We start from the raw sequence: 20,061 nt of genomic DNA, 5'->3' as shown, positions 1-20,061 counted from the left end.
TTCTGGTATTCAATCTGCACTAAAATCTGGTTTGGTCATGCACAGCTATCACGCCTTATTATGGCGAGCTATTGGTAATAAATAACGTTCAGTTTCATTTAATATCATGTCGAGATGTTGGTTATCCATCAGGCGGAATACCCTTTGTATATAGTTATCCTCACCCTCTCCGGCAATCCGTTGGTCACCTTGCCAAACCTGTAAAAGTTTCATTCGGGCTTTGGTTTGTATTTCTTCATCCCACAAAATTTGACCAGACTCGCGATCAAAACACTGACTCAACCATGCCCAACCGCTTTTACTCAGTAGGAGTAAAGGTTCGCACATACCTTGCTGATAGCCACTGATTAACTGCTGTAAATATTGCCGTGCTTCATCGCAATCCAGTGGCGCATAACGCCATGCAGTGCCTTTACGCCCATACATCCGGCTTTCACCCTCACCGCCTGCGGCGCAATACACCAAATGTTCAATCCACAATAAAAGCCCATCAACCGCCGTAAGTGCCGCTGGTCGCCAACGAACTAAGCCATCTTCCTGAATTTGATGCATCCATCCAGTCAAGGTGGTATCCCCAGACTCAATGTTTAGCTCAATACTGTGACTCTCTTTGCGTTCAGTTCGAATTTGTTCAGCTAATGGCAGCATTTCTTCTTGCTGATTTTCCCAGTAAAGCTCGCCGAAAGAACCATAAGGAAGGTTGCCCGCCGCACGGGCACGGGTGAAGACAGTATTGATATCACTTTCTTCTATCAATGCATTCAATAATTGAGTATTAAACTGATAACGGTTGAGGTTATCCAAAGTAAAAGGTTCTTCATCAGGTAGCTCCGTTTCTTCAATAACGAAATTCACCCCCAACCGGAGTTGGAAAAAAGCCCTCACAGGGTGGCGATAGAAGCGGATTAATTCATCAAGAGTGATTTCAGGTAAGGGTTCTGGTGGCAGAGGCTGATTAAATTCTGGGTGTGCCGCCCCTCTGGACTCAGCAGCAGGTAACCATTCAGCGGCATAACTTTGTAATTCACTATCTTGGGTAAAATTCTCTGCTGCAAACGGCATACGCGCATGCCAGCAGAGTAAATGTTGTATGACCCGTTTGGCACTGTCATCTGCACTGAGTTCTTCATCACCTGGCAAGTGATAACTTTGTGAAATGTATTCAATCAACTCGCTAACCAGAACTGAAGGATAGCGCTTACTGTTGTCTTGAATCGAGCGCCCGATATAACTGATATAGAGCTGCTGCTGGGCGGAGAGTAATGCTTCGAGGAACAGATAGCGGTCATCATCACGGCGGCTACGGTCACCGCGCCGAACCTGTTTAGCCATCAAATCAAAACCCAACGGTGGTAATGTTCGTGGGTAAACACCATCATTCATCCCCAATAAGCACACCACTTTAAACGGGATTGAACGCATCGGCATCAGTGTGCAGAAATTGATTGGCCCCGCGAGGAAACGCTGGCTAATTCGTTCATTGTCCAGGCGCGAAGCCAGTTCATCCCGTAACAGATTCAGTGGCACGATATCCGGATATTGGGCAGCAATACCATAGCTGATAACCTTCTGCCATTGCTGTTCAATCAAAACCAGCACCGCTTCAGTATCATTATCGGGCTCAAAGAAGGTATCTAATAATTGACGGCATAATGGTAGCCATTCACTGAGTGAACGAGATTCGCTCAATTGCTGTCGCCACTGGCTCAATTGCATCAACATATCCGCTAATTGCCCGGCAAGCTCAGCCGCTAAACCACTGGATTCGTCATAGGGCAAAACCCCTTGCCAGTCACCGGCATTGCTGTCCATAGCATAACCCAGCAGCATACGAGTCAGGCCAAAATGCCAGGTATGCTGACCGGTTGCGGGCAGAGACAACTCACGCACATTGTCATCATCTAATCCCCAGCGGATACCTGACTCGTCAACCCATTGCCGCAAACGACGCAATCCATCTTCGGTAATACCAAATTTATTGGCTAAAACAGGCACTTCCAGCAGGGCTAATACCTGCTCAGAAGTAAAACGGCTCTGGGGCAAATCAAGTAGAGAGATAAAAGCCTGAAGTGCAGGATGTGCCTGGCTAGCCTTGCGGTCTGAAATCGCAAATGGCAAATAGCGCTCCCCTGTAGCATTCCCAAATGTGGCCTGAATATAGGGGGTATAGCTATCAATGTCAGCGACCATGACAATAATGTCACGCGGAGTCAGCTCAGGGTCAGCCTCCAATAATCGCAGCAGATTATCTTGTAAGACTTCAACTTCGCGCTGAGGGCTGTGGCAGACGTGTATGCTTAGGGAGCGATCCCTGAGATCTAATACTCGCTTTTGGTGGCTATGCGCTAATGTCTCTGGCGTAGTACCAATAATGGCGTGGTCTTCAAGCTCCAGCATATCGTGTTGAACACCATGTAATAGGTTATCGGGTTCGATATCAACAAATGCATGAACCTCTTGGATCTCATCAACCTGGGATAACAGATACATGTGGTCACGACCAAGTCGCCCCCATGAAGCTAATAACGGGTTACTAAGGTCTTGTTCACCATCAGCATTAAATAGTTGCTCCGCCTGCTCAGGGTCACGGAACAGTTTTACTTCCACCGACTCACGATAATGTCTGCGTTTTCGGCTTTGCAGCTTGGCCAGAAAAGCATAATCCTGAATGTCTCCCCAGAAATAACGGCACGGATTAGTAAACATCAAATGGATATCAATGTGTTTACCCAGTGCTTGTAAGGCCTGTAAATAGATTGGGGGTAAAGCGGATATGCCACAGATGAATACTCGTTTGGGCAGCCCTGTCGGACAAACATCGGATTCGAGAAGTGTGCGAATAAAACGCTGATAGAGATTGGCGCGATGCCACTCCGGTTGTTCTAATTGGCGGGTATAGCGCGTTAATTCAACCCACAGTAAAGCTTGCCACTGCTGGGCATCATCCAAATTATCAATAAGTTGACCTCGTTCCCAACTCTCAAGCCATTCTGGGCGGTACACCAGATATTGGTCAAAAAGGTCAGCGACTCGTGCCGCAAGTTGGTGAATTTTACGTTTATCGCTATCATCACTTAAATAGCGTTTCATCGCAGAAAATACCGGATTCTCCAATAGGTCAGGCAATAACCACATGAGTTTCCATGTCATGGCATCTTTGCTAAATGCGCTTTCTTTTGGGATGCCGGGTAACACGCGGGTAAACATTTCCCAGATAAAGGTCGCAGGCAATGGAAATTCAATATTAGCTGCAATGCTAAATTGTTGAGCCAATTGCATTTGTAGCCATTGGGCCATACCTGGGCTTTGCACCAGTACCACTTCTTGCTGAAAAGGGTTATCCAACGGTTCTCGTTCTATCAGCGCAGTTGTTAGCGCTTTGAGTAAATCCAATTGATTAGAATGATAAACCGTGAACATGATGACTCCCTTAAGGCACTATGGAGAATATCCATAAATGATTAAACCAGCTGATTATCACTTGTGGATAAATCCTGAGGTTTAATACTCTAACTTGATAATGAATGAGCGCAATAGGTTATCGTCATTATCCTATTTATAGCCATACAACTAACTCCCTTCACTCGTATTACAAAACCAGCGACTTAATTCCGCCTGCTGCTTCGGTTGTATTCTCAGGGTAAATGTAAACTCCGTGCACTCCCCATCAATTCGCTTTATAAACTGATGGTATTGCCAGTGAGGTTTGATTCCGGAGATAAGTGCCTTAGCAGGCTTGTCACCACCACTGTCAATATGTTGATTAAGCAAAGACCACGCCTGGCGTTGCTGCCATAAAGAAGAAAAACCCTGCAAAAGTGCCTGATGGTATTGCAGCAATCCCAGCAGCGAGACTGAGAAAAAAAGTGCTGCAATTAAGGCCTCTGGCAGGCTAAACCCCTGTTCAGTATGATTTTTAGCATACCGTCGCCAGACACAATATCTTATTAAAGGCAAAATTTAGCATCCTTGTCCGGGCAAAAATCCAGCCAACCATGAGCAGCTTTCACCAATCGATACTGTCCTTTATTTCCTTGTTCTGCATTCAGTTTAGTTCGTTGGTAAAGCATCAAAGGCGGCTGAGTTCCGAAAGATTGGCTTTCTCCCCTAAGAATAAAAAAGCCAGCCAGCGATGACGGTCTAATGCAGGCTTTTAAGCCATATTGTGGCTGCTCATGACAATGCCATACTCCCCTCCTCTGCCACGGCAAGCTGAATGACCAATTCTGGGTTACTCCCCAATTCAATGATGATGTCGCCTGATTAAAGGCACGCAAGTGGCGCTGTTCCTCCGCGGTAATTTTATGAATATTATCCAATTGTCGATGTAAGGCTGACAGCAAAAATAAGCCCAGCGCAAAAAGGGTAGCGATAGCAGCCAAAGTACTCGCCCCCCGCTGTTGCTCCAGTCTCATAAATTACCCCCATGAATGGTATAAGTCAGTTGACGGTGTATTGTCGGATTACCTCTTTTTTGTCCCGCCAATTGCACGCGATAAACCTGATCTGAGGTTTGCTGTGGCAATCGGCTAACAGAAAAATGCGTAATAGTGATGTCTTTCGGATCAAGCAGCTTTTCCCAACCACCGCCAGAACAATTCAACTCTCCGCGTTGGCCTTCTAATATTTTTTTACGTAGCCGATAACCAAAGTATTCGGACTCCTGATGTTTTGCCCCTTCCCACCGGCCATTGCGGTTGAGGTCATAAGCAACAATCAGGCAAGAGTTTGAGGCTTCACTTGGGTAACTAGCTGTTGTAATTGCCTTTCCCTGACACTCGCCATGACAAAATCCCGCCCGCCGAAGATCCTTTTCCACTACCGCCATAACCTGACTGAGAGCTAACTCCAGATGATAATGTTGCTGCAATATTGATATTTGCTTGTGTAATTGGGGAAAAACTTGTGTGGCGGCCATAATAATCATGCTGCCAACACTCAGTGCCAGCATCATTTCTGGCAAGGTAAAACCGGCCCTGTATTTCTGCGAAAAATAACCTGGTACGGAAGCATCCAGCTTCTTTGCTATTTCTGGCATAAATGAATCCCTGCTATTGATTGCCCCTCACTACATAGCCGGATTCGCCCACGGCTGGAGATAATTAACCGGATATGCCCCACCGGATTACTGAGCATAATATTTCCTGCCTGCGCCGTGTTTCTGATGCCATAAAAACCAATTTCTTTATTTAAAGAAATCGTAATAGAAACATCAGGGTAAGGTGGAATAAATATTTCCCCCTCTAATAAAGAACAGGCTATTGTTGGCTTATTACCACTGCCTAAACACCCCTGTTTGTCTTGCCGTACCCACAATAATGTCGTGCTATTGCTGCGATTAGCCTTGGCCTGTAAATGTGTTAGAAAGGCAAGTAACTGGCGAGCACTGTCCGCGAGCCTCTCCCGTTGCCGGTACTGGTGCCAACTCTGCGCCCCCCATACTGTCATGATACCGGCCAAGGCAATGACTAATAGCAGCTCAATAAGGCTAATACCTTTTTGTTTTTTAATAATATTTCCGCTGATCAAACGCAGTTTATTGAGTCGTAGATTGGTTTTCATGGCGTGAGTTTACGTCGTGAAAAATTGAGATCCAGTAGCCATTAATTAAGGCTGGAAGTGGTACGCAAAATTTTATTTATAGCGACATAAATACCAATAAAGGTACGGCGCGCTTCGCAATTCTTTGCCAATAGACGTAGTAGATAAAATGAAAGGAATGGCTATTAGAGGGGGTGTTGCAGGCTAAAAATTAGTATACCGGAGCCAAATGGCTCCGGTTTAACATCAGATAGCAATCGGGGCTTTGATACCAGGGTGAGGGTCATACCCTTCAATTTCAAAATCTTCGAAACGATAGTCAAACAATGAAGCAGGTTTACGTTTGATAATCAGTTTCGGCAGCGCCCGTGGTTCACGGCTTAATTGCAGATGCGTTTGCTCAATATGGTTGCTGTATAAGTGGGTATCGCCCCCCGTCCAGACAAAATCACCCACTGCCAAATCACATTGCTGCGCCATCATATGTACCAGTAATGCATAGCTGGCAATGTTAAATGGTAAGCCGAGGAACACATCGCAAGAGCGTTGATATAGCTGACAAGACAGCTTGCCATCAGCCACATAAAACTGGAAGAAAGCATGGCACGGTGCCAAAGCCATTTGATCCAACTCACCCACATTCCATGCAGAAACGATGATACGACGGGAGTTTGGGTCTTGCTTAAGCTGTTGCACTACCTTACTCAGTTGGTCAATCTGGCGGCCATCAGCAGCGCCCCAAGCGCGCCATTGCTTACCATAAACCGGGCCAAGATCACCGTTTTCATCAGCCCACTCATCCCAGATTGAGACGTTATTTTCCTTCAGATAACCAATATTGGTATCGCCGTTGAGGAACCATAACAACTCATGAATGATGGAACGCAAATGGCAGCGCTTGGTGGTTACCAGCGGGAAACCATCTTGTAAATTGAAACGCATCTGATGCCCAAAAATTGACAGCGTCCCAGTACCGGTGCGGTCATCTTTAGCAGTGCCTTCTTCCAGCACTTTTTTCATCAAATCCAGATACTGTTTCATGTTACCTCACGAAAGTTGTTGCGCAGGACGGCGATACGCCCAAATCATCATAATGATACCGGCCAGAATCATAGGTACAGAGAGGATCTGCCCCATGCTGATCACGCCGTCGAACAAGCCAAGCTGGGCATCAGGCTGGCGGAAACATTCCACAATAATTCGGAACGCGCCATAACCAATCAGGAACAGGCCTGAAACACTGCCCATAGGGCGCGGCTTGCGGATAAACAGGTTCAGGATGATAAACAGCACCACCCCTTCCAGAATCATTTCATATAATTGCGAAGGGTGACGTGGCAATACACCGTATTGATTGAAGATTGCCTGCCATTTAGCAGGGTCTGCGGCAACAATCGCAATATCTTCGCCCCGAGAAGTCGGGAACAGCATCGCCCATGGAGTATCCGTTGTGACCCGGCCCCACAGCTCGCCATTGATAAAATTGCCCAGACGGCCAGCGCCTAATCCAAACGGAATCAGTGGAGCAATAAAATCAGCAACCTGGAAGAAATGGCGTTTGGTGCGGCGAGCGAACCACAGCATCACACAGATAACACCAATCAAACCGCCGTGGAATGACATGCCGCCATCCCACACCTTAAACAGGTAGAGTGGATTATCGAGGAACAGCGGCAGGTTATAGAACAGAACATAACCAACACGACCACCGACAAATACCCCGAGGAAGCCGGCGTAAAGGAGATTTTCAACTTCTTCTTTGGTCCAGCCACTGCCCGGCTTATTGGCCCGACGAACCGCCAACCACATAGCGAAGACGAAGCCCACCAAGTACATCAGGCCATACCAATGCAGGGAAACCGGGCCAATTGAGAAAATGACCGGATCGAATTTAGGAAACGCCAGATAGCTATTGCTCATCTATCACCACGAAATGTCTCATATTTTGAGAGAATTAATGTTCTTGCCCGGTTAGGGCTTCAGGTTGCGCATAATAGCATAGCCTGGGGGCACTCAGGGGAGCTACAGTAGGTAAAGTTCTGTAACATTACTTTCCACCGCGAATCAAACCGCCTAACCCTCTACGCTCCATAAATGCCGCTGTGAGATGGCGTACATCCGTGGTCATTTGGGCGTTTAATACCCGCTCAGCCAAGGCTTGTGCATCCACTAAGTCTATATTACGCAGCAGATATTTAATGCGCGCCACACTGCGACCATTCATACTGAGGTTGCGATACCCCAGCCCAACCAGCAGCAAAGCACCCATCGGGTCGCCCGCCATTTCACCACATAAACTCACTTGCAGGCCAGACTGTGTCGCCTGAGTTAAAATGTGGCTCAACACTTGTAGCATCGCCGGATGCAAACTGTCATACAGTGAAGCAACTCGTGTGTTATTACGGTCTACCGCCAGTAAATATTGCGTCAGATCGTTGGTGCCAACCGAGATAAAATCGACTCGCGATTTCAGATACGGAAGCATAAATATCATGGCCGGCACTTCAACCATCACACCCAATTTGGGCTGTGGCAATTCGTAGCCCAAAACTTCCTGAACTTCACGGCCAGCACGATCAATCAGGCGTTTTGCCTCATCGACTTCTTCCAAACTGGTGATCATCGGCAATAAAATACCCAGATTACCGGTTCCGGCATTAGCCCTAAGCATCGCTCTGACTTGGATCAAAAAGATCTCTGGCTGATCGAGCGTGACACGGATACCGCGCCAGCCCAGGCAGGGGTTCTCTTCACTAATCGGCATATAAGGAAGCTGTTTATCCGCACCGATGTCCAGTGTTCTGAGTGTGACCGGTTTGTTCGGGTAAAGCTGTAACATGCCTTGATACTGTGCCACCTGCTCTTCCTCGGATGGGAAGCCACTTTGCAGCATAAAGGGAATCTCGGTGCGATAGAGGCCCACGCCATCCACTCGCCCACCCAGCAGTTGTTCATGTTCCGGGCTAAGGCCCGCATTGAGCATCACCTGGATCCGCTCACCACTTTTCAGCGCGGCAGGTTGCTCAACATCATCTTCAGCCAGCTTACTAAGTTCAATCTCTTCCGTGACCAGCCGTTGATACTCTTTGACCAGCACCGGCTCAGGATCAACCAGCACTTCGCCGCGATAACCATCAACGATCAGTAACCGCTGGTTCAGCAACGCAGGTTGAATATCTGCGCCCATTACCGTCGGGATCCCCATAGCGCGCACCAGAATGGCGGCATGGGAGTTAGCTGCACCATCCCGCACCACCACACCGGCGAGGCGATCTTGTGGTACTTCAGCCAATAATGTGGCGGTTAACTCATCGGCAACCAGAATAAAACGCTCAGGCCACTGGCTGGCACCAGAAGTGCTGTCGTCAAGATGAAACAGCAAGCGCTGACCCAATGCCCGCAGATCACTGGCGCGCTCGCGCATATAAGTATCTTGCAAGCTGGCAAACTGCGCGGCAAATTGTTCGACAACTTGCTTAACCGCCCATTCCGCCACTGATCCGGCATCAATTTGAGCGAAGAGTTCACGCTTTAGGCGAGCATCATTAAGCAAGTGAGAATAGAGATCGAAAATCGCCGCGCTCTCTTTTTGTGAGCTGGCGGCGAAGCGCTTACTAAAGCGACGGAATTCAGCTGCGGCTTCCTCCAGCGCTTGTGTTAGGCGTTCACGCTCTTGGGCAGTATCGAGTGTCGAGGCCTCGTAAACCAAATCGAGGGAAGGCTGCGAAGTATCCTGCCAGCCCTCAGCAACCGCAACCCCGGGTGCCGCAGCGAGTGCGCGGATCCGCGTTTGTCGGTATTGGCCAAAAATGGCATTGAGTTGAGATTGAGAAAGAATGCCCGCCAGTTGTGTTGCCAGCGTGACCATGAATGACTCTTCGCTCTCATCAAACTGACGATGTTCACGTTGCTGAACCACCAGCACACCAAGCAATTGGCGACGATAAATAATAGGCACCCCGAGGAACGCCCGGAAGCGATCCTCTTTAACTTGGGGAACATATTTAAAACTGGGGTGACTTTGTGCATCAGCCAGGTTAATAGGCTCGGCCAGGCGCCCTACCAACCCGACAATTCCTTCGTCAAAGGCTAGCGTAATGGTGCGACCACGGGGCTTTTTCAAACCCCGTGTTGCCATTAGGTAGTAACAACGGCGGTCATTATCTGCCAGATAAATCGAGCAAACTTCCGTGTCCATCGCCAGACAGGTTTCATTGACCAACAGCTCTAACGCATCCGTTAGGCTAGTTGCCATCGCCACTTTCTCAACTATTTCTCGCAAACGCGTGAGCATGATCGGCTTAACTTAACCTCTTTTACGGCGATAAGCTGGCGGTACCCGTGGCGGAGCTGCCTCCTGCACAGGCATTACGGTTGGAGCAAATTCTTTCATCACGCGACGATAAACATCCCGTTTAAAGGACACCACCTGACGCACCGGATACCAATAACTGACCCATCGCCAGCCATCAAACTCCGGAGTACTGCTGCGTTGCATGTTGATATCGGCTTCATTACACATTAACTGTAGTAGAAACCATCGCTGTTTTTGGCCGATGCATACCGGCTTTGTATCCCAACGCACCAAACGTTTTGGTAATTTGTAGCGTAACCAGTTACGGGTTGAAGCCAGAATTCGGACATCCTTTTTGTTAAGTCCTACTTCTTCAAAAAGTTCACGATACATTGCCTGCTCTGGTGTTTCACCGGGGTTTATCCCCCCTTGAGGAAACTGCCAGGAGTGCTGACCGTAACGCCTGGCCCACAACACTTCTCCCTGCCGATTACAAATTACAATACCCACGTTCGGGCGGTAGCCATCATCATCGATCACCGGACTACCTCGATAAGCTTAAAACTCAAAGATGCTCTGATTGTTTCACACTAGCAACAGGCGGTAAACCACTGCTTATCCGCCAACGAAACCTGATAACTCTGGGATAACTCACAGATATTGGCAAAGTTATAAACACCCTGAGGACTGCGCCCCCTATTTTATTCACTTTTTCTGTGGATATAGGTGTGCAGAACTCTAGGGAAAAGCAGGTACAACTCATTTTAACGTAATTATACGCCCAAAATATCTAAAAAAATAAGTGATTAATTTCAACAAAATAACAGGTTTCCCACAGGTATTCACGCCACTAAAATGTGATCTACATCCGTTTTAGATCTGAAGCTGGCTAAAGATCCATCAATGTGGTTTTTATCCACAGATAATGAGGCAAAGTTATGCAAAAAACAGCAAAACACGCAAAATAACCTGCCGTCAAGGCTGTAAATTGAACCAGTGATCGTGATTTATTGGGGTTATCCAATAAATCTGTGGATAAATAGGTGTAAGATCCTGTTCATTATTCCTGTCAGCAGGTGCACAAGATAGTCAGAGTAAAAGTATTTACCGGGCGGAAGGAAAGAAAACTTCCGTTAAATCATGCTATTATTTGTTTCTGCTGGACGGGATGACAATACATTTACGGTCACTTTTATTTCAGCTCACTTTTTAACCGACTTTAGCAGGTTTCCATTTTATGTCTGTTTATTCACTGCCCCCGGCACCGCCCACTGATGAACATCAACTTTTTCAACGTGCTGAAGCACTCTCAGGTTTTACTCTCGGCGAATTGGCAAGCAGAGCGGGCTGGAACATTCCAGCGGATTTAAAACGGGTAAAGGGCTGGGTGGGTATGTTGCTGGAATTCTATCTGGGGGCCAGCGCGGGCAGTAAACCTGAACAGGATTTTGCCAATATTGGTATCGAGCTGAAAACTATTCCTATCAGCGCCCAAGGCAAACCGCTGGAGACCACTTTCGTCTGTGTTGCCCCCCTGACCGGTAATAGCGGCATCACTTGGGAAAGTAGCCATGTACGGCATAAATTGGCCCGCGTGTTGTGGGTGCCCGTTGAAGGTGAACGCCAAATTCCGTTAGCACAGCGCCGGGTTGGTGCTCCTTTATTGTGGAGCCCGAATGAGGAAGAGGAAGAATTACTGCGCCGCGATTGGGAAGAGTTAATGGATCTTATCGTTTTGGGCAAAGTTGAAACTATTACGGCTCGTCATGGCGAAGTCTTACAATTGCGCCCGAAAGCCGCCAATAGCCGCGCATTAACTGAAGCCATCGGCGAACACGGACAGCCCATCATGACCTTACCGCGCGGTTTTTATCTGAAAAAAACCTTTACCGGCCCGATGCTGGCCCGTCACTTTTTGCTTTAACAGATGAATCCTATTATTCCGCTTAACCAATAAACGCGTATAATTGTATCTTTGTGTTTCCGCAAACTCCGTAATTTCCGTAAGGTGTAAGGCACAATGTTTGAATGGATTGCCGATCCAAATGCCTGGTTGGCGCTAGGCACACTGACTATCCTCGAGATCGTTCTCGGCATAGACAATATTATTTTCCTTTCTTTAGTGGTCGCTAAATTACCTAAAGCGCAGCAAAACAAAGCCCGTCGTCTTGGCTTGGCCGGTGCGATGCTTATGCGTTTGGCATTACTGGCTTCTATCGCTTGGGTTATCCGCCTGACTGAGCCGCTATTTACGCTGGCAGGTCATGGTATCTCGATGCGGGATATCATTTTGCTGTTGGGTGGCTTGTTCCTGATTTGGAAGGCTAGCAAAGAAATTCATGAAACCATTGAGGGCAGTGATACTGACCACAGCAGTAATGTCAGTTCTTTCTTTGCGGCTATCGTGCAAATCATGCTGTTGGATATCATTTTTAGCCTGGACTCGGTGATAACTGCGGTAGGGCTGTCAGATCATCTGTTCATTATGATGGCCGCAGTCGTCATTGCCGTGGGCGTAATGATGTTTGCTGCCCGGCCGATTGGTGAGTTTGTTAACCGCCATCCTTCCGTCAAAATGCTGGCATTATCTTTCCTGATTTTAGTCGGGTTTACCCTGATGTTGGAAAGTTTCCAGATTCATATTCCGAAAGGCTACATCTACTTCGCCATGTTCTTCTCAATGGGTGTTGAAACCCTCAACCTCATGCGCGGAAAGAAAAATAAGCCAGTAAAATAAAAATATCGCGGGTGCGATTCGTCGCACCCCTTTCCCACTATTTTCTGCACTTTTTCTTTGTCCTCTTCCCCCTGCCGCAGTGCTTAGTTATAGTCGGATAAGGCGGGTTTGACTTAGCCTGATAACTTCAGACACAAAGGAAGGTCGGCAATGCAATATCATCGTATCCCCCACAGTTCATTAGAAGTAAGCCTGCTGGGTCTGGGCACCATGACTTTTGGTGAACAAAACAGTGAAGCCGATGCCCATGCTCAACTGGATTATGCCGTTGCAGCCGGTATTAACTTAATTGATACCGCAGAAATGTATCCGGTTCCCCCAAAACCTGAAACCCAAGGGTTAACCGAGCAATACATTGGTAGCTGGATAAAAGCCCGCGGTAGTCGAGACAAAATTATTTTAGCCAGCAAAGTCTCCGGGCCGTCACGCGGAAACGATAAGCCCATTCGCCCGAATATGGCACTGGATCGAAAAAACATCCGTGTTGCGCTGGAAGATAGCCTCCGACGCCTCAATACCGATTATATTGATATTTATCAGTTACATTGGCCACAACGAGAAACCAACTGTTTTGGTAAACTGAATTATCGTTACAGTGAACAAACCGCTGTTGTCACCTTGCTTGAGACACTGGAAGCGCTGAACGAGCAGGTGCGCGCTGGTAAAATCCGCTATATCGGGGTTTCGAATGAAACACCTTGGGGCGTGATGCGTTATCTGCAACTGGCAGAAAAACATGATTTGCCGCGTATTGTGTCAATTCAAAATCCCTACAGTTTGCTTAACCGCAGTTTTGAAGTCGGTTTGGCTGAGATAAGTCAACACGAAGGAGTGGAACTGCTGGCTTACTCTAGCCTGGCGTTTGGCACTCTGAGCGGTAAATACCTCAATGGTGCACAACCTGCCGGGGCGCGTAATACCTTATTTAACCGATTCACCCGTTATACCGGGCCACAAGCTCAATTAGCCACAGCTGAATATGTGGCGTTGGCAAAACGTCATGGGCTGGATCCCGCACAGATGGCATTGGCTTTTGTACGTCAGCAACCTTTTGTTGCCAGCACATTGCTGGGTGCAACCACGTTGGAACAACTGAAAAGCAATATTGATAGCCAGGATGTGGTGTTGAGTCAGGAAGTATTGAATGCATTGGAAGAGATTCACACCCGCTTTACCTTCCCTGCGCCTTAATTCTGTCTCTCTTCAAATAGCCAAAAGGCCGCTGGATGCGGCCTTGAGGTTAATGACAAAGTGCCCGTAGCGATGAAAACAGGCAGATCGTAAAGACGCAGTCAATACGTCCATGTAGGCTCGACCCGCGCCATCCCTGGCGCGGACGCTTTACTCTTCTGCCTGCCTTCACCTTGCAAAATCGAGTTGTCGAGGTTTGTCTGTAGACAGCTTAATGTAACCTTTCAAATCATTCAGTCGCTTTACGTCGCTGTTGACGCCACTGCCAGCCCCAAAGTAACGCGATTGCCAGTGCGAATATCACGCCGAAGCCAACCCCCACCGCTATCACCGGCACGCCAAGTTTCACCACCACTGAGAATAAGCCCAGCATCAGCAGCATCGCGGTGTTTTCACCGAGATTTTGCACTGCAATAGCATTACCGGCACCGACGCTATTCTTGCCGCGCTCCTGCAGTAAAGCATTAAGCGGAACCACAAAGAATCCGCCCAAAATCCCGATGATAATCAGCAGCAGATAGGCCATCGGCATACTGTGTTGCAGAGCAAAAATCGCCACCGCCACACCAATGAGTACACCAGCCGGTAAGCAACGTTTCACGGTTTTCAATGTGACGAAACGGGCCGCAGCTCCCGCCCCCACAACAATACCAATTGCCACCATCGCATTTAGCAGTGTGGGAGTGGCATTATCCGTAATCCCTAGCGCAATGGGTACCCAGAGCACTAACAGGAAACGCAGAGTAACCCCAGCGCCCCAAAATAGACTGGTTCCCGCCAGTGAGAAGCGAGTTTCACCATCGCGCCATAAAACCCGGCAAGCGGTAAAGAAGCTGCCGGTCATTGCCCGAGGTCGCCATGAGCTGCCTGAACGAGCAGCAGCTAGCTTTGGGATAAACATATTAGCGACCACCGCAATGGCATACACCAGTGCGCACACACCCAATGCCGCGCCCAAGTGCCAGTCTGCCAACACGCCCCCCGCGACCGAGCCGAGTAAAATAGCGGCTATGGTTGAAGCTTCCATCATACCGTTGGCTTTAACCAACTGTTCGCCAGAGGTGATTTCACCCAAAATGCCATATTTAGCGGGTGAATAAGCCGCAGCCCCCACGCCCACCAGGCTATACCCCAGAAACGGATTAAAACCAAAACAGATAACCAGCGCACCGGCCAGCTTCAAGCCGTTCGCCACCATCATCACCCGCCCTTTGGCAAAGCTATCGGCAAATTGCCCGACAAACGGGGCCAAAACGATATAGGTCGCGACGAATGCCATTTGTAAAATAGGCTGACTCCAGTCGGGATATAACTGCTGCTTAATTAATGCCAGGGTGGCAAAAAGCAGTGCGTTATCACCAAAAGCTGAGAAAAACTGCGCACATAGAACCGCGATCATCCCTCTGGATAACAACGGCTTATCTGCTAATGCTTGCTGACTCATGCGCTCATCTCCGGATCTTCCGCCATTTTACTTAATGTCACAAAGTCAGGTTTACCGCTCCCCAACAGAGGCAAGGCTTTCACCACCCGAATGTCGCGCGGTACCGCCAGTTCAGGCACACCGCTTTCCCGCGCTGCTTTAACTAATTTCTCGCGAGTTATCTCACTGTCGGTGGTAAACAGCACCAAGGCTTCCCCTTTGGCGCTATCTGTTTTCGTGGCTGCCGCATGTTGCCCTTCTGGTGAAATTCGCAGTACCAGCTGCTCGACACTTTCCAGTGATACCATTTCTCCGGCTAATTTAGCAAAGCGCTTCATACGACCACGAATGGCGCAGAATCCTTGTTCATCGATAGCTACAATATCACCGGTGTCATACCAGCCCGCCTCCTGCTCACCCTGCGTATTTTCAGCGGAAGGTTGCTCCAGCACGCCCGGTTTCTCTACTCGCAGGTAGCCGCGCATAATATTCGGACCGCGCAATTGTAAGCGCCCGCCCTGTTCGATTCCCGGCACAGGGATCAGGCGAGATTCCATGCCCGGCAAAATGCGGCCCACAGTATTCACTTTTGCCGCCATCGGCACGTTAATTGCCACGACTGGCGCGCATTCCGTCACACCATAACCTTCCAAAATACGAATACCAAACTTGTCCTGCCAAATCTGTTTGGTGCTATCAGCCAGCTTTTCAGCACCAGCCACCACATAACGCAAGCGGGCAAAATCGTATGGATGGGCAAAGCGGGCATAATTTCCCAAGAAAGTGGACGTACCAAATAACACGGTACAGTTACGGTCATACACCAGTTCAGGTACCACTCGATAATGCAGTGGGCTTGGATAAAGGAATACACGGCTGCCGGTCATTAACGGTGTGAATAAACCGACAGTCAGGCCAAAAGCATGAAACAGTGGCAGTGACGACATAAAACGATCACGCGGCGTAAAGTCGGCAATGGTGCGGATCTGCTCAACGTTTGCCAATAAGCTGGCATGTGAATGTACCACTCCTTTAGGGTTGCCTTCTGAACCGGAGGTAAACAAAATCAAGGCACTATCATCGGCTTGTTGTGGCACCATCGCCCGACGCGGGCAGCATAAATGGAATAAAATCCATAACTTATCAGCCAGTGTAACCGTATCTTTTAAATCTTCCAGATAGACCCAATTGGCCTCTGTGACCTGTTCAGGTAAATGTGTCAGCTTGCCTTTTTCCAGGAACTGGCGCGAGGTGATGATAGTCTTCAGGGACGCCGCAGTGATGGCACTTTTCAGGCCTTTGGCACCGGAGGTGTAGTTAAGTAGCGCCGGGATACGGCCACGGAGAGTCGCAGCGAAAATCGCCGCTGCCGTGATAGTCGCATTGGGTAATAGCATCCCAACATGCTCTCCCTGCGCAGTAAAACGTTGCAGGATACGGCTGATACCTAAGATTTTCTTTAGCAACGTTTGATAACTATCTTCTTTAAAGGAAATATCTTCGATGCACGGTTTAAAACGCCCATAACGCGTTTGTGCGGATAGCAACGCTTCAAAAAGTGTTTCACGTGGCACGATAGCCATCCGCGCCGCCATCATAATGGCGTGTAAGCGCTCACCCGCCAGCATCCGACGGTCACGGGCACGCGGCGCTTGTGGCATAGGTAAAGTGGTCGCGGGCAGTACATGAATACTGATTTTCGGGAACCAACGGACTTTTAGCACATCCCCCAGTCGCCCAAAGCGGGTAAATTCAGGACCTTCCAGACGGATGGGAACCACCGCTGCACCTGATTTCGCAGCAACAAATGCTGCACCATCATAGATTTTCATTAATGAGCCGGTCACCGTGATGCGCCCTTCGGGGAATATCACCACCGGCCTGCCCTGTTCGACCATTCTAACCAAGTGTTTAATTGCCATTGGCTTGGTCGGATCAAGCGCAACAAAGTCCACATAGGGTTTCAACCAACGCATATACCAGCTTTCAGTAATGTTGGAATAGACCGCAAACACCGGTTTTATTGGGAGAAACAGCGCTAACAAAGCCCCATCAAGGAAAGAAACGTGATTTGGCGTAATAATCAGTTTTTGGTGCGAAAACTGGTCAGTAATACCATCAATGGTGACGCGAAATAACCCACGGAAAAGAGCGCGCAGCAAACGATAAGCCATGTCTGTTTCTCTATAAGTCGATGAATATACAAAGGAGAGAATACTATAGAATGAGAGAGAATAGCGCGAAGAGGGTGCAGCAGAGAGGACAAATAAAAAAAAACCTACGCATCTGCGTAGGTCGGTGCAAATAAAAAACTGGCTTTAACACACAGCGTATGTTGATTACTCACCAATTAATACCTCTGGGATCACTACTCTATCCGTTTAAGTGAAACCTCAGCCAGCAAGCAATCGCAACATTTACGTGCAAAGTGTAACCAGGAGTGAACATTGTCAGAAAGGCGAAAAGGTTTGTAATTCATTGCGGTACATCCGATACATCAGTACCGCTGAATAAGTACAACTGTATTAATACAGTGCCACCTCAACCAGACAACTCATCGCGTTCGGGCCTTGGGTCAAACGAGAAGTACCAATATCTAATGTCAGGACATTAGGATTACCGGATTGCTCAACTTGATGCTGTTTGCTACCAAAAGGCTGTTTGCCACCAAAACCGGGATCAAACCAGGCCCCCGTTGCCATCAGCACCACCCCACGCGTCACACCGTCAGTAATACGTACCCCCGCCAGACAACTTCCGCGTAAATTACTCACTTTAACCTGGCTACCTTCCGTAATTTCACGATGGGCGGCATCCTGTGGGTGCATATAGAGAGTTTCGCGACCGGCGGTTTTATTCCCCTGCGCCAAGGGAGCAGGATCAAGCTGGCTATGCAGGCGATCACTCGGCTGGATAGAGATCAAATGCAGGGGCCATTGCTCAGCTTGCGGCGCACCCAGCCATTCAATAGGTGGCTTCCATTGGGCATGCGGGGCAAAATCCTCATATTGGTAACTGGCTATTTTTTCACTGAATAATTCAATTTTACCGCTCGGCGTCTGAAGAGGATTAACCTGCGGATCGGCACGGAAAGCATCGAAGAAAACGAACTCTTTCTGCGGAGCCGGTAGATCCACATGCCCCCGTTGCCAGAAAGTCTCAAAATCAGGCCATTCCACCTCATGAGGCTGTTGTGCGACACCGCACTCCTGATAAATATGTTTGATCCACGCCATTTCATCGCGCCCTTCAGTGAAGGTGTCGCGATAACCGAGCCGCTCAGCTAAGTCAGCGAAAATATCAAAATCGTGCCGAGCCTGATGTTGCGGGGCAATGGCCTGATGCATTGCCAATACATAGCGATCCCGAGACGATCCACCAATATCATTGCGCTCCAGCGAGCTGGTGACCGGCAACACGATATCTGCCATTTTCGCTGCGGGTGTCCACCAGATATCCTGCACAATCACGGTATCCGGCTTTTGCCAGCCCTCCACCAGCCGATTCAATTGCTGATGATGGTGGAAAGGATTGCCACCCGCCCAGTGCACCAAATGAATGTCCGGATAGTTATGAGTTTCCCCCTGAAACTGATAAGGCTGCCCCGGTTGCAGCAACATGTCACAAATCCGCGCCACCGGAATCGCCAGCCCCGCTGGATTTTTCCCCACCGGCATACTTGGCCCCGGGGTATCAATTCTGGGATTACCCACGCCATTCATTGAGCCGTGACCAAACGAGAAACCGCCGCCGGGTAAACCCACTTGCCCTAACATTGCCGATAACGCAATGACCATCCAATAAGGTTGTTCGCCGCGATGCGCGCGCTGGACGGAATAGGAGCAAGTCATAAAGCTGCGCACACCAATAAGTTGCTGTGCCAACTGACTAATTCTTGCCGCTGGAATACCTGTAATGTCGCTGGCCCAGTCTGGGGTTTTCGCTATGCCATCATTCACTCCACGAATGTAATCAGCTAATTGCTCATAGCCCACACAATGAGAAGCCAGGAAAGCCTTATCCTCCCCCTCAAGGCGCTGAATTTCATACGCCAGTGCCAGCATCAGTGCCACATCGGTGTTAGGACGAATGGGGATCCATTCTGCATTCACAAAGTCCGGGCAATCATCGCGCATCGGGCTGATGTTGATCACCGGCGTGCCCTTTTGTGCCAATTTCTCCAGCCAGGGTTTTAATGAATGTTCCGCCGAACCGCCAGAGGACACCTGAGCATTTTTCAGCGCCAATCCGCCGAAAGCGATGAACAGTTCGCAATGCTCCACGACACTGGGCCAAGAGGTCACCCTGCCCGTCAGTGGGCTAAAAGTCCCGATGACATAAGGTAAGAAAAACTGTGCCGATCCCCAGCTGTAGTTACCCAGTTGATCAACACCGCCGCCGCCACTGAAATAGAAACGCCTGACTAATGAGCGAGCGTGATGTAAACGCCCAGCAGAAGACCAGCCGTAGGAGCCGGTAAACAGTCCTGATGGGCCATACTGGTCTCTCACACGGCGATTCTCTTCTGCGACTAAATCCAGCGCGACATCCCAGTCCACCTCAACAAAGTCTTCCCGCCCACGCAAAGTACGATCACTTTTTTCACGTTGCTGCAGCCACGAGCGACGTACTGCGGGTTTGCGGATACGTTTGTCGGAATACACCATCGGGGTAATGGAATCCAATAATGGTGAAGGATTGGGATCATCAGCAAAGGGTTCACAGCGGATCAGTTTGCCATCTTCGACAACTGCGGTATAAGCGCCCCAGTGGGCAAGCTGGGGGTAACGGGTGATGGACATGGCTATCTCAGGCAATTGAATAGATCATAAAAGTAACATTCACATAGTGGTAAGCCCAAAGCATAATTTTGAC

General features: G+C 48.8%; 16 protein-coding genes. 3 read left to right on the top strand and 13 right to left on the bottom strand.

The genetic code is table 11. The features are described from left to right. Nucleotides 1–48: 48 nt before the first annotated feature. The 9 genes from recC to rppH form a co-directional block, all read right to left on the bottom strand. On the bottom strand, nucleotides 49–3,420 hold the full coding sequence (gene recC, locus QSV56_RS17615; protein WP_050880345.1) for an exodeoxyribonuclease V subunit gamma: 3,372 nt from the start codon (nucleotides 3,418–3,420) through the stop codon (nucleotides 49–51). 150 nt (nucleotides 3,421–3,570) lie between these two features. Continuing rightward, entirely contained in the window at nucleotides 3,571–3,957 is a 387-nt protein-coding gene (locus tag QSV56_RS17610) for a prepilin-type N-terminal cleavage/methylation domain-containing protein (RefSeq protein WP_046050344.1), read from the bottom strand. Then, nucleotides 3,948–4,415 carry a YgdB family protein gene (locus QSV56_RS17605; protein ID WP_301213023.1) on the bottom strand — a complete coding sequence of 156 codons (468 nt, stop codon included), beginning with the start codon at nucleotides 4,413–4,415 and terminating at the stop codon, nucleotides 3,948–3,950. The genes QSV56_RS17610 and QSV56_RS17605 overlap by 10 nt, the downstream gene beginning before the upstream one ends. Continuing rightward, nucleotides 4,412–5,038, bottom strand: a complete 627-nt coding sequence (locus QSV56_RS17600) for a prepilin peptidase-dependent protein (RefSeq protein WP_301213021.1) — start codon at nucleotides 5,036–5,038, stop codon at nucleotides 4,412–4,414. Before QSV56_RS17600 ends, QSV56_RS17605 begins: the two co-directional genes overlap by 4 nt. Next, nucleotides 5,026–5,562: a prepilin peptidase-dependent protein gene (locus tag QSV56_RS17595; RefSeq protein WP_050130456.1), complete on the bottom strand. Its 537-nt coding sequence runs from the start codon at nucleotides 5,560–5,562 to the stop codon at nucleotides 5,026–5,028. Before QSV56_RS17595 ends, QSV56_RS17600 begins: the two co-directional genes overlap by 13 nt. A gap of 225 nt (nucleotides 5,563–5,787) precedes the next feature. Then, entirely contained in the window at nucleotides 5,788–6,582 is a 795-nt protein-coding gene (gene thyA / locus QSV56_RS17590) for a thymidylate synthase (RefSeq protein WP_050078654.1), read from the bottom strand. A gap of 6 nt (nucleotides 6,583–6,588) precedes the next feature. Continuing rightward, nucleotides 6,589–7,461 carry a prolipoprotein diacylglyceryl transferase gene (lgt, locus tag QSV56_RS17585; protein WP_011816984.1) on the bottom strand — a complete coding sequence of 291 codons (873 nt, stop codon included), beginning with the start codon at nucleotides 7,459–7,461 and terminating at the stop codon, nucleotides 6,589–6,591. Nucleotides 7,462–7,588: 127 nt separating this feature from the next. Further along, nucleotides 7,589–9,835, bottom strand: a complete 2,247-nt coding sequence (gene ptsP, locus QSV56_RS17580) for a phosphoenolpyruvate--protein phosphotransferase (RefSeq protein WP_046050339.1) — start codon at nucleotides 9,833–9,835, stop codon at nucleotides 7,589–7,591. Between the two features lie 12 nt (nucleotides 9,836–9,847). Next, nucleotides 9,848–10,375: an RNA pyrophosphohydrolase gene (gene rppH / locus QSV56_RS17575; protein ID WP_005165374.1), complete on the bottom strand. Its 528-nt coding sequence runs from the start codon at nucleotides 10,373–10,375 to the stop codon at nucleotides 9,848–9,850. A 697-nt stretch (nucleotides 10,376–11,072) separates the two neighbouring features. On the opposite strand from rppH, the gene mutH reads away from it, so the two are divergent. From mutH to QSV56_RS17560, 3 genes are all read left to right on the top strand, one after another. Next, the gene (gene mutH / locus QSV56_RS17570; protein WP_050163195.1) at nucleotides 11,073–11,759 is read left to right on the top strand and encodes a DNA mismatch repair endonuclease MutH; all 687 of its coding nucleotides are present in this window, start codon (nucleotides 11,073–11,075) and stop codon (nucleotides 11,757–11,759) included. A gap of 96 nt (nucleotides 11,760–11,855) precedes the next feature. Further along, nucleotides 11,856–12,572 (top strand): TerC family protein, encoded by a 717-nt coding sequence (locus QSV56_RS17565; RefSeq protein WP_019078932.1) that lies wholly within the window; start codon nucleotides 11,856–11,858, stop codon nucleotides 12,570–12,572. A gap of 150 nt (nucleotides 12,573–12,722) precedes the next feature. Next, a complete protein-coding gene (locus QSV56_RS17560) occupies nucleotides 12,723–13,763 on the top strand; it encodes an NADP(H)-dependent aldo-keto reductase (protein WP_301213018.1) in 1,041 nt (346 codons plus the stop codon). Nucleotides 13,764–13,775: 12 nt separating this feature from the next. Here QSV56_RS17560 and QSV56_RS21990 read toward each other — a convergent pair whose 3' ends face one another. The 4 genes from QSV56_RS21990 to QSV56_RS17545 all read right to left on the bottom strand — a co-directional run bounded on the left by QSV56_RS21990 (nucleotide 13,776) and on the right by QSV56_RS17545 (nucleotide 19,988). Then, nucleotides 13,776–13,877 carry a gluconate 5-dehydrogenase gene (locus QSV56_RS21990; protein ID WP_102895907.1) on the bottom strand — a complete coding sequence of 34 codons (102 nt, stop codon included), beginning with the start codon at nucleotides 13,875–13,877 and terminating at the stop codon, nucleotides 13,776–13,778. Between the two features lie 115 nt (nucleotides 13,878–13,992). Beyond that, a complete protein-coding gene (gene lplT / locus QSV56_RS17555; protein ID WP_019078934.1) occupies nucleotides 13,993–15,207 on the bottom strand; it encodes a lysophospholipid transporter LplT in 1,215 nt (404 codons plus the stop codon). Beyond that, nucleotides 15,204–17,360: a bifunctional acyl-ACP--phospholipid O-acyltransferase/long-chain-fatty-acid--ACP ligase gene (gene aas / locus QSV56_RS17550; RefSeq protein WP_301213017.1), complete on the bottom strand. Its 2,157-nt coding sequence runs from the start codon at nucleotides 17,358–17,360 to the stop codon at nucleotides 15,204–15,206. Before aas ends, lplT begins: the two co-directional genes overlap by 4 nt. 351 nt (nucleotides 17,361–17,711) lie before the next feature. Continuing rightward, nucleotides 17,712–19,988: a molybdopterin guanine dinucleotide-containing S/N-oxide reductase gene (locus tag QSV56_RS17545; RefSeq protein WP_050122829.1), complete on the bottom strand. Its 2,277-nt coding sequence runs from the start codon at nucleotides 19,986–19,988 to the stop codon at nucleotides 17,712–17,714. Nucleotides 19,989–20,061 lie beyond the last annotated feature (73 nt).

Source organism: Yersinia sp. 22-579 (genome assembly GCF_030433455.1).
GTDB classification, from domain to species: domain Bacteria; phylum Pseudomonadota; class Gammaproteobacteria; order Enterobacterales; family Enterobacteriaceae; genus Yersinia; species Yersinia enterocolitica.
Note: the sequence above shows the minus strand (reverse complement) of the source record. Positions and strands in the feature narration are given on the sequence as shown.

What these genes read in the sequence shown, in the direction of transcription:
- recC (WP_050880345.1), bottom strand. Translation starts at nt 3,420, where the DNA reads ATGTTCACGGTTTATCATTCTAATCAATTGGATTTACTCAAAGCGCTA.
- QSV56_RS17605 (WP_301213023.1), bottom strand. Translation starts at nt 4,415, where the DNA reads ATGAGACTGGAGCAACAGCGGGGGGCGAGTACTTTGGCTGCTATCGCT.
- QSV56_RS17600 (WP_301213021.1), bottom strand. Translation starts at nt 5,038, where the DNA reads ATGCCAGAAATAGCAAAGAAGCTGGATGCTTCCGTACCAGGTTATTTT.
- QSV56_RS17595 (WP_050130456.1), bottom strand. Translation starts at nt 5,562, where the DNA reads ATGAAAACCAATCTACGACTCAATAAACTGCGTTTGATCAGCGGAAAT.
- thyA (WP_050078654.1), bottom strand. Translation starts at nt 6,582, where the DNA reads ATGAAACAGTATCTGGATTTGATGAAAAAAGTGCTGGAAGAAGGCACT.
- lgt (WP_011816984.1), bottom strand. Translation starts at nt 7,461, where the DNA reads ATGAGCAATAGCTATCTGGCGTTTCCTAAATTCGATCCGGTCATTTTC.
- ptsP (WP_046050339.1), bottom strand. Translation starts at nt 9,835, where the DNA reads ATGCTCACGCGTTTGCGAGAAATAGTTGAGAAAGTGGCGATGGCAACT.
- mutH (WP_050163195.1), top strand. Translation starts at nt 11,073, where the DNA reads ATGTCTGTTTATTCACTGCCCCCGGCACCGCCCACTGATGAACATCAA.
- QSV56_RS17565 (WP_019078932.1), top strand. Translation starts at nt 11,856, where the DNA reads ATGTTTGAATGGATTGCCGATCCAAATGCCTGGTTGGCGCTAGGCACA.
- QSV56_RS17560 (WP_301213018.1), top strand. Translation starts at nt 12,723, where the DNA reads ATGCAATATCATCGTATCCCCCACAGTTCATTAGAAGTAAGCCTGCTG.
- QSV56_RS21990 (WP_102895907.1), bottom strand. Translation starts at nt 13,877, where the DNA reads ATGGACGTATTGACTGCGTCTTTACGATCTGCCTGTTTTCATCGCTAC.
- lplT (WP_019078934.1), bottom strand. Translation starts at nt 15,207, where the DNA reads ATGAGTCAGCAAGCATTAGCAGATAAGCCGTTGTTATCCAGAGGGATG.
- aas (WP_301213017.1), bottom strand. Translation starts at nt 17,360, where the DNA reads ATGGCTTATCGTTTGCTGCGCGCTCTTTTCCGTGGGTTATTTCGCGTC.
- QSV56_RS17545 (WP_050122829.1), bottom strand. Translation starts at nt 19,988, where the DNA reads ATGTCCATCACCCGTTACCCCCAGCTTGCCCACTGGGGCGCTTATACC.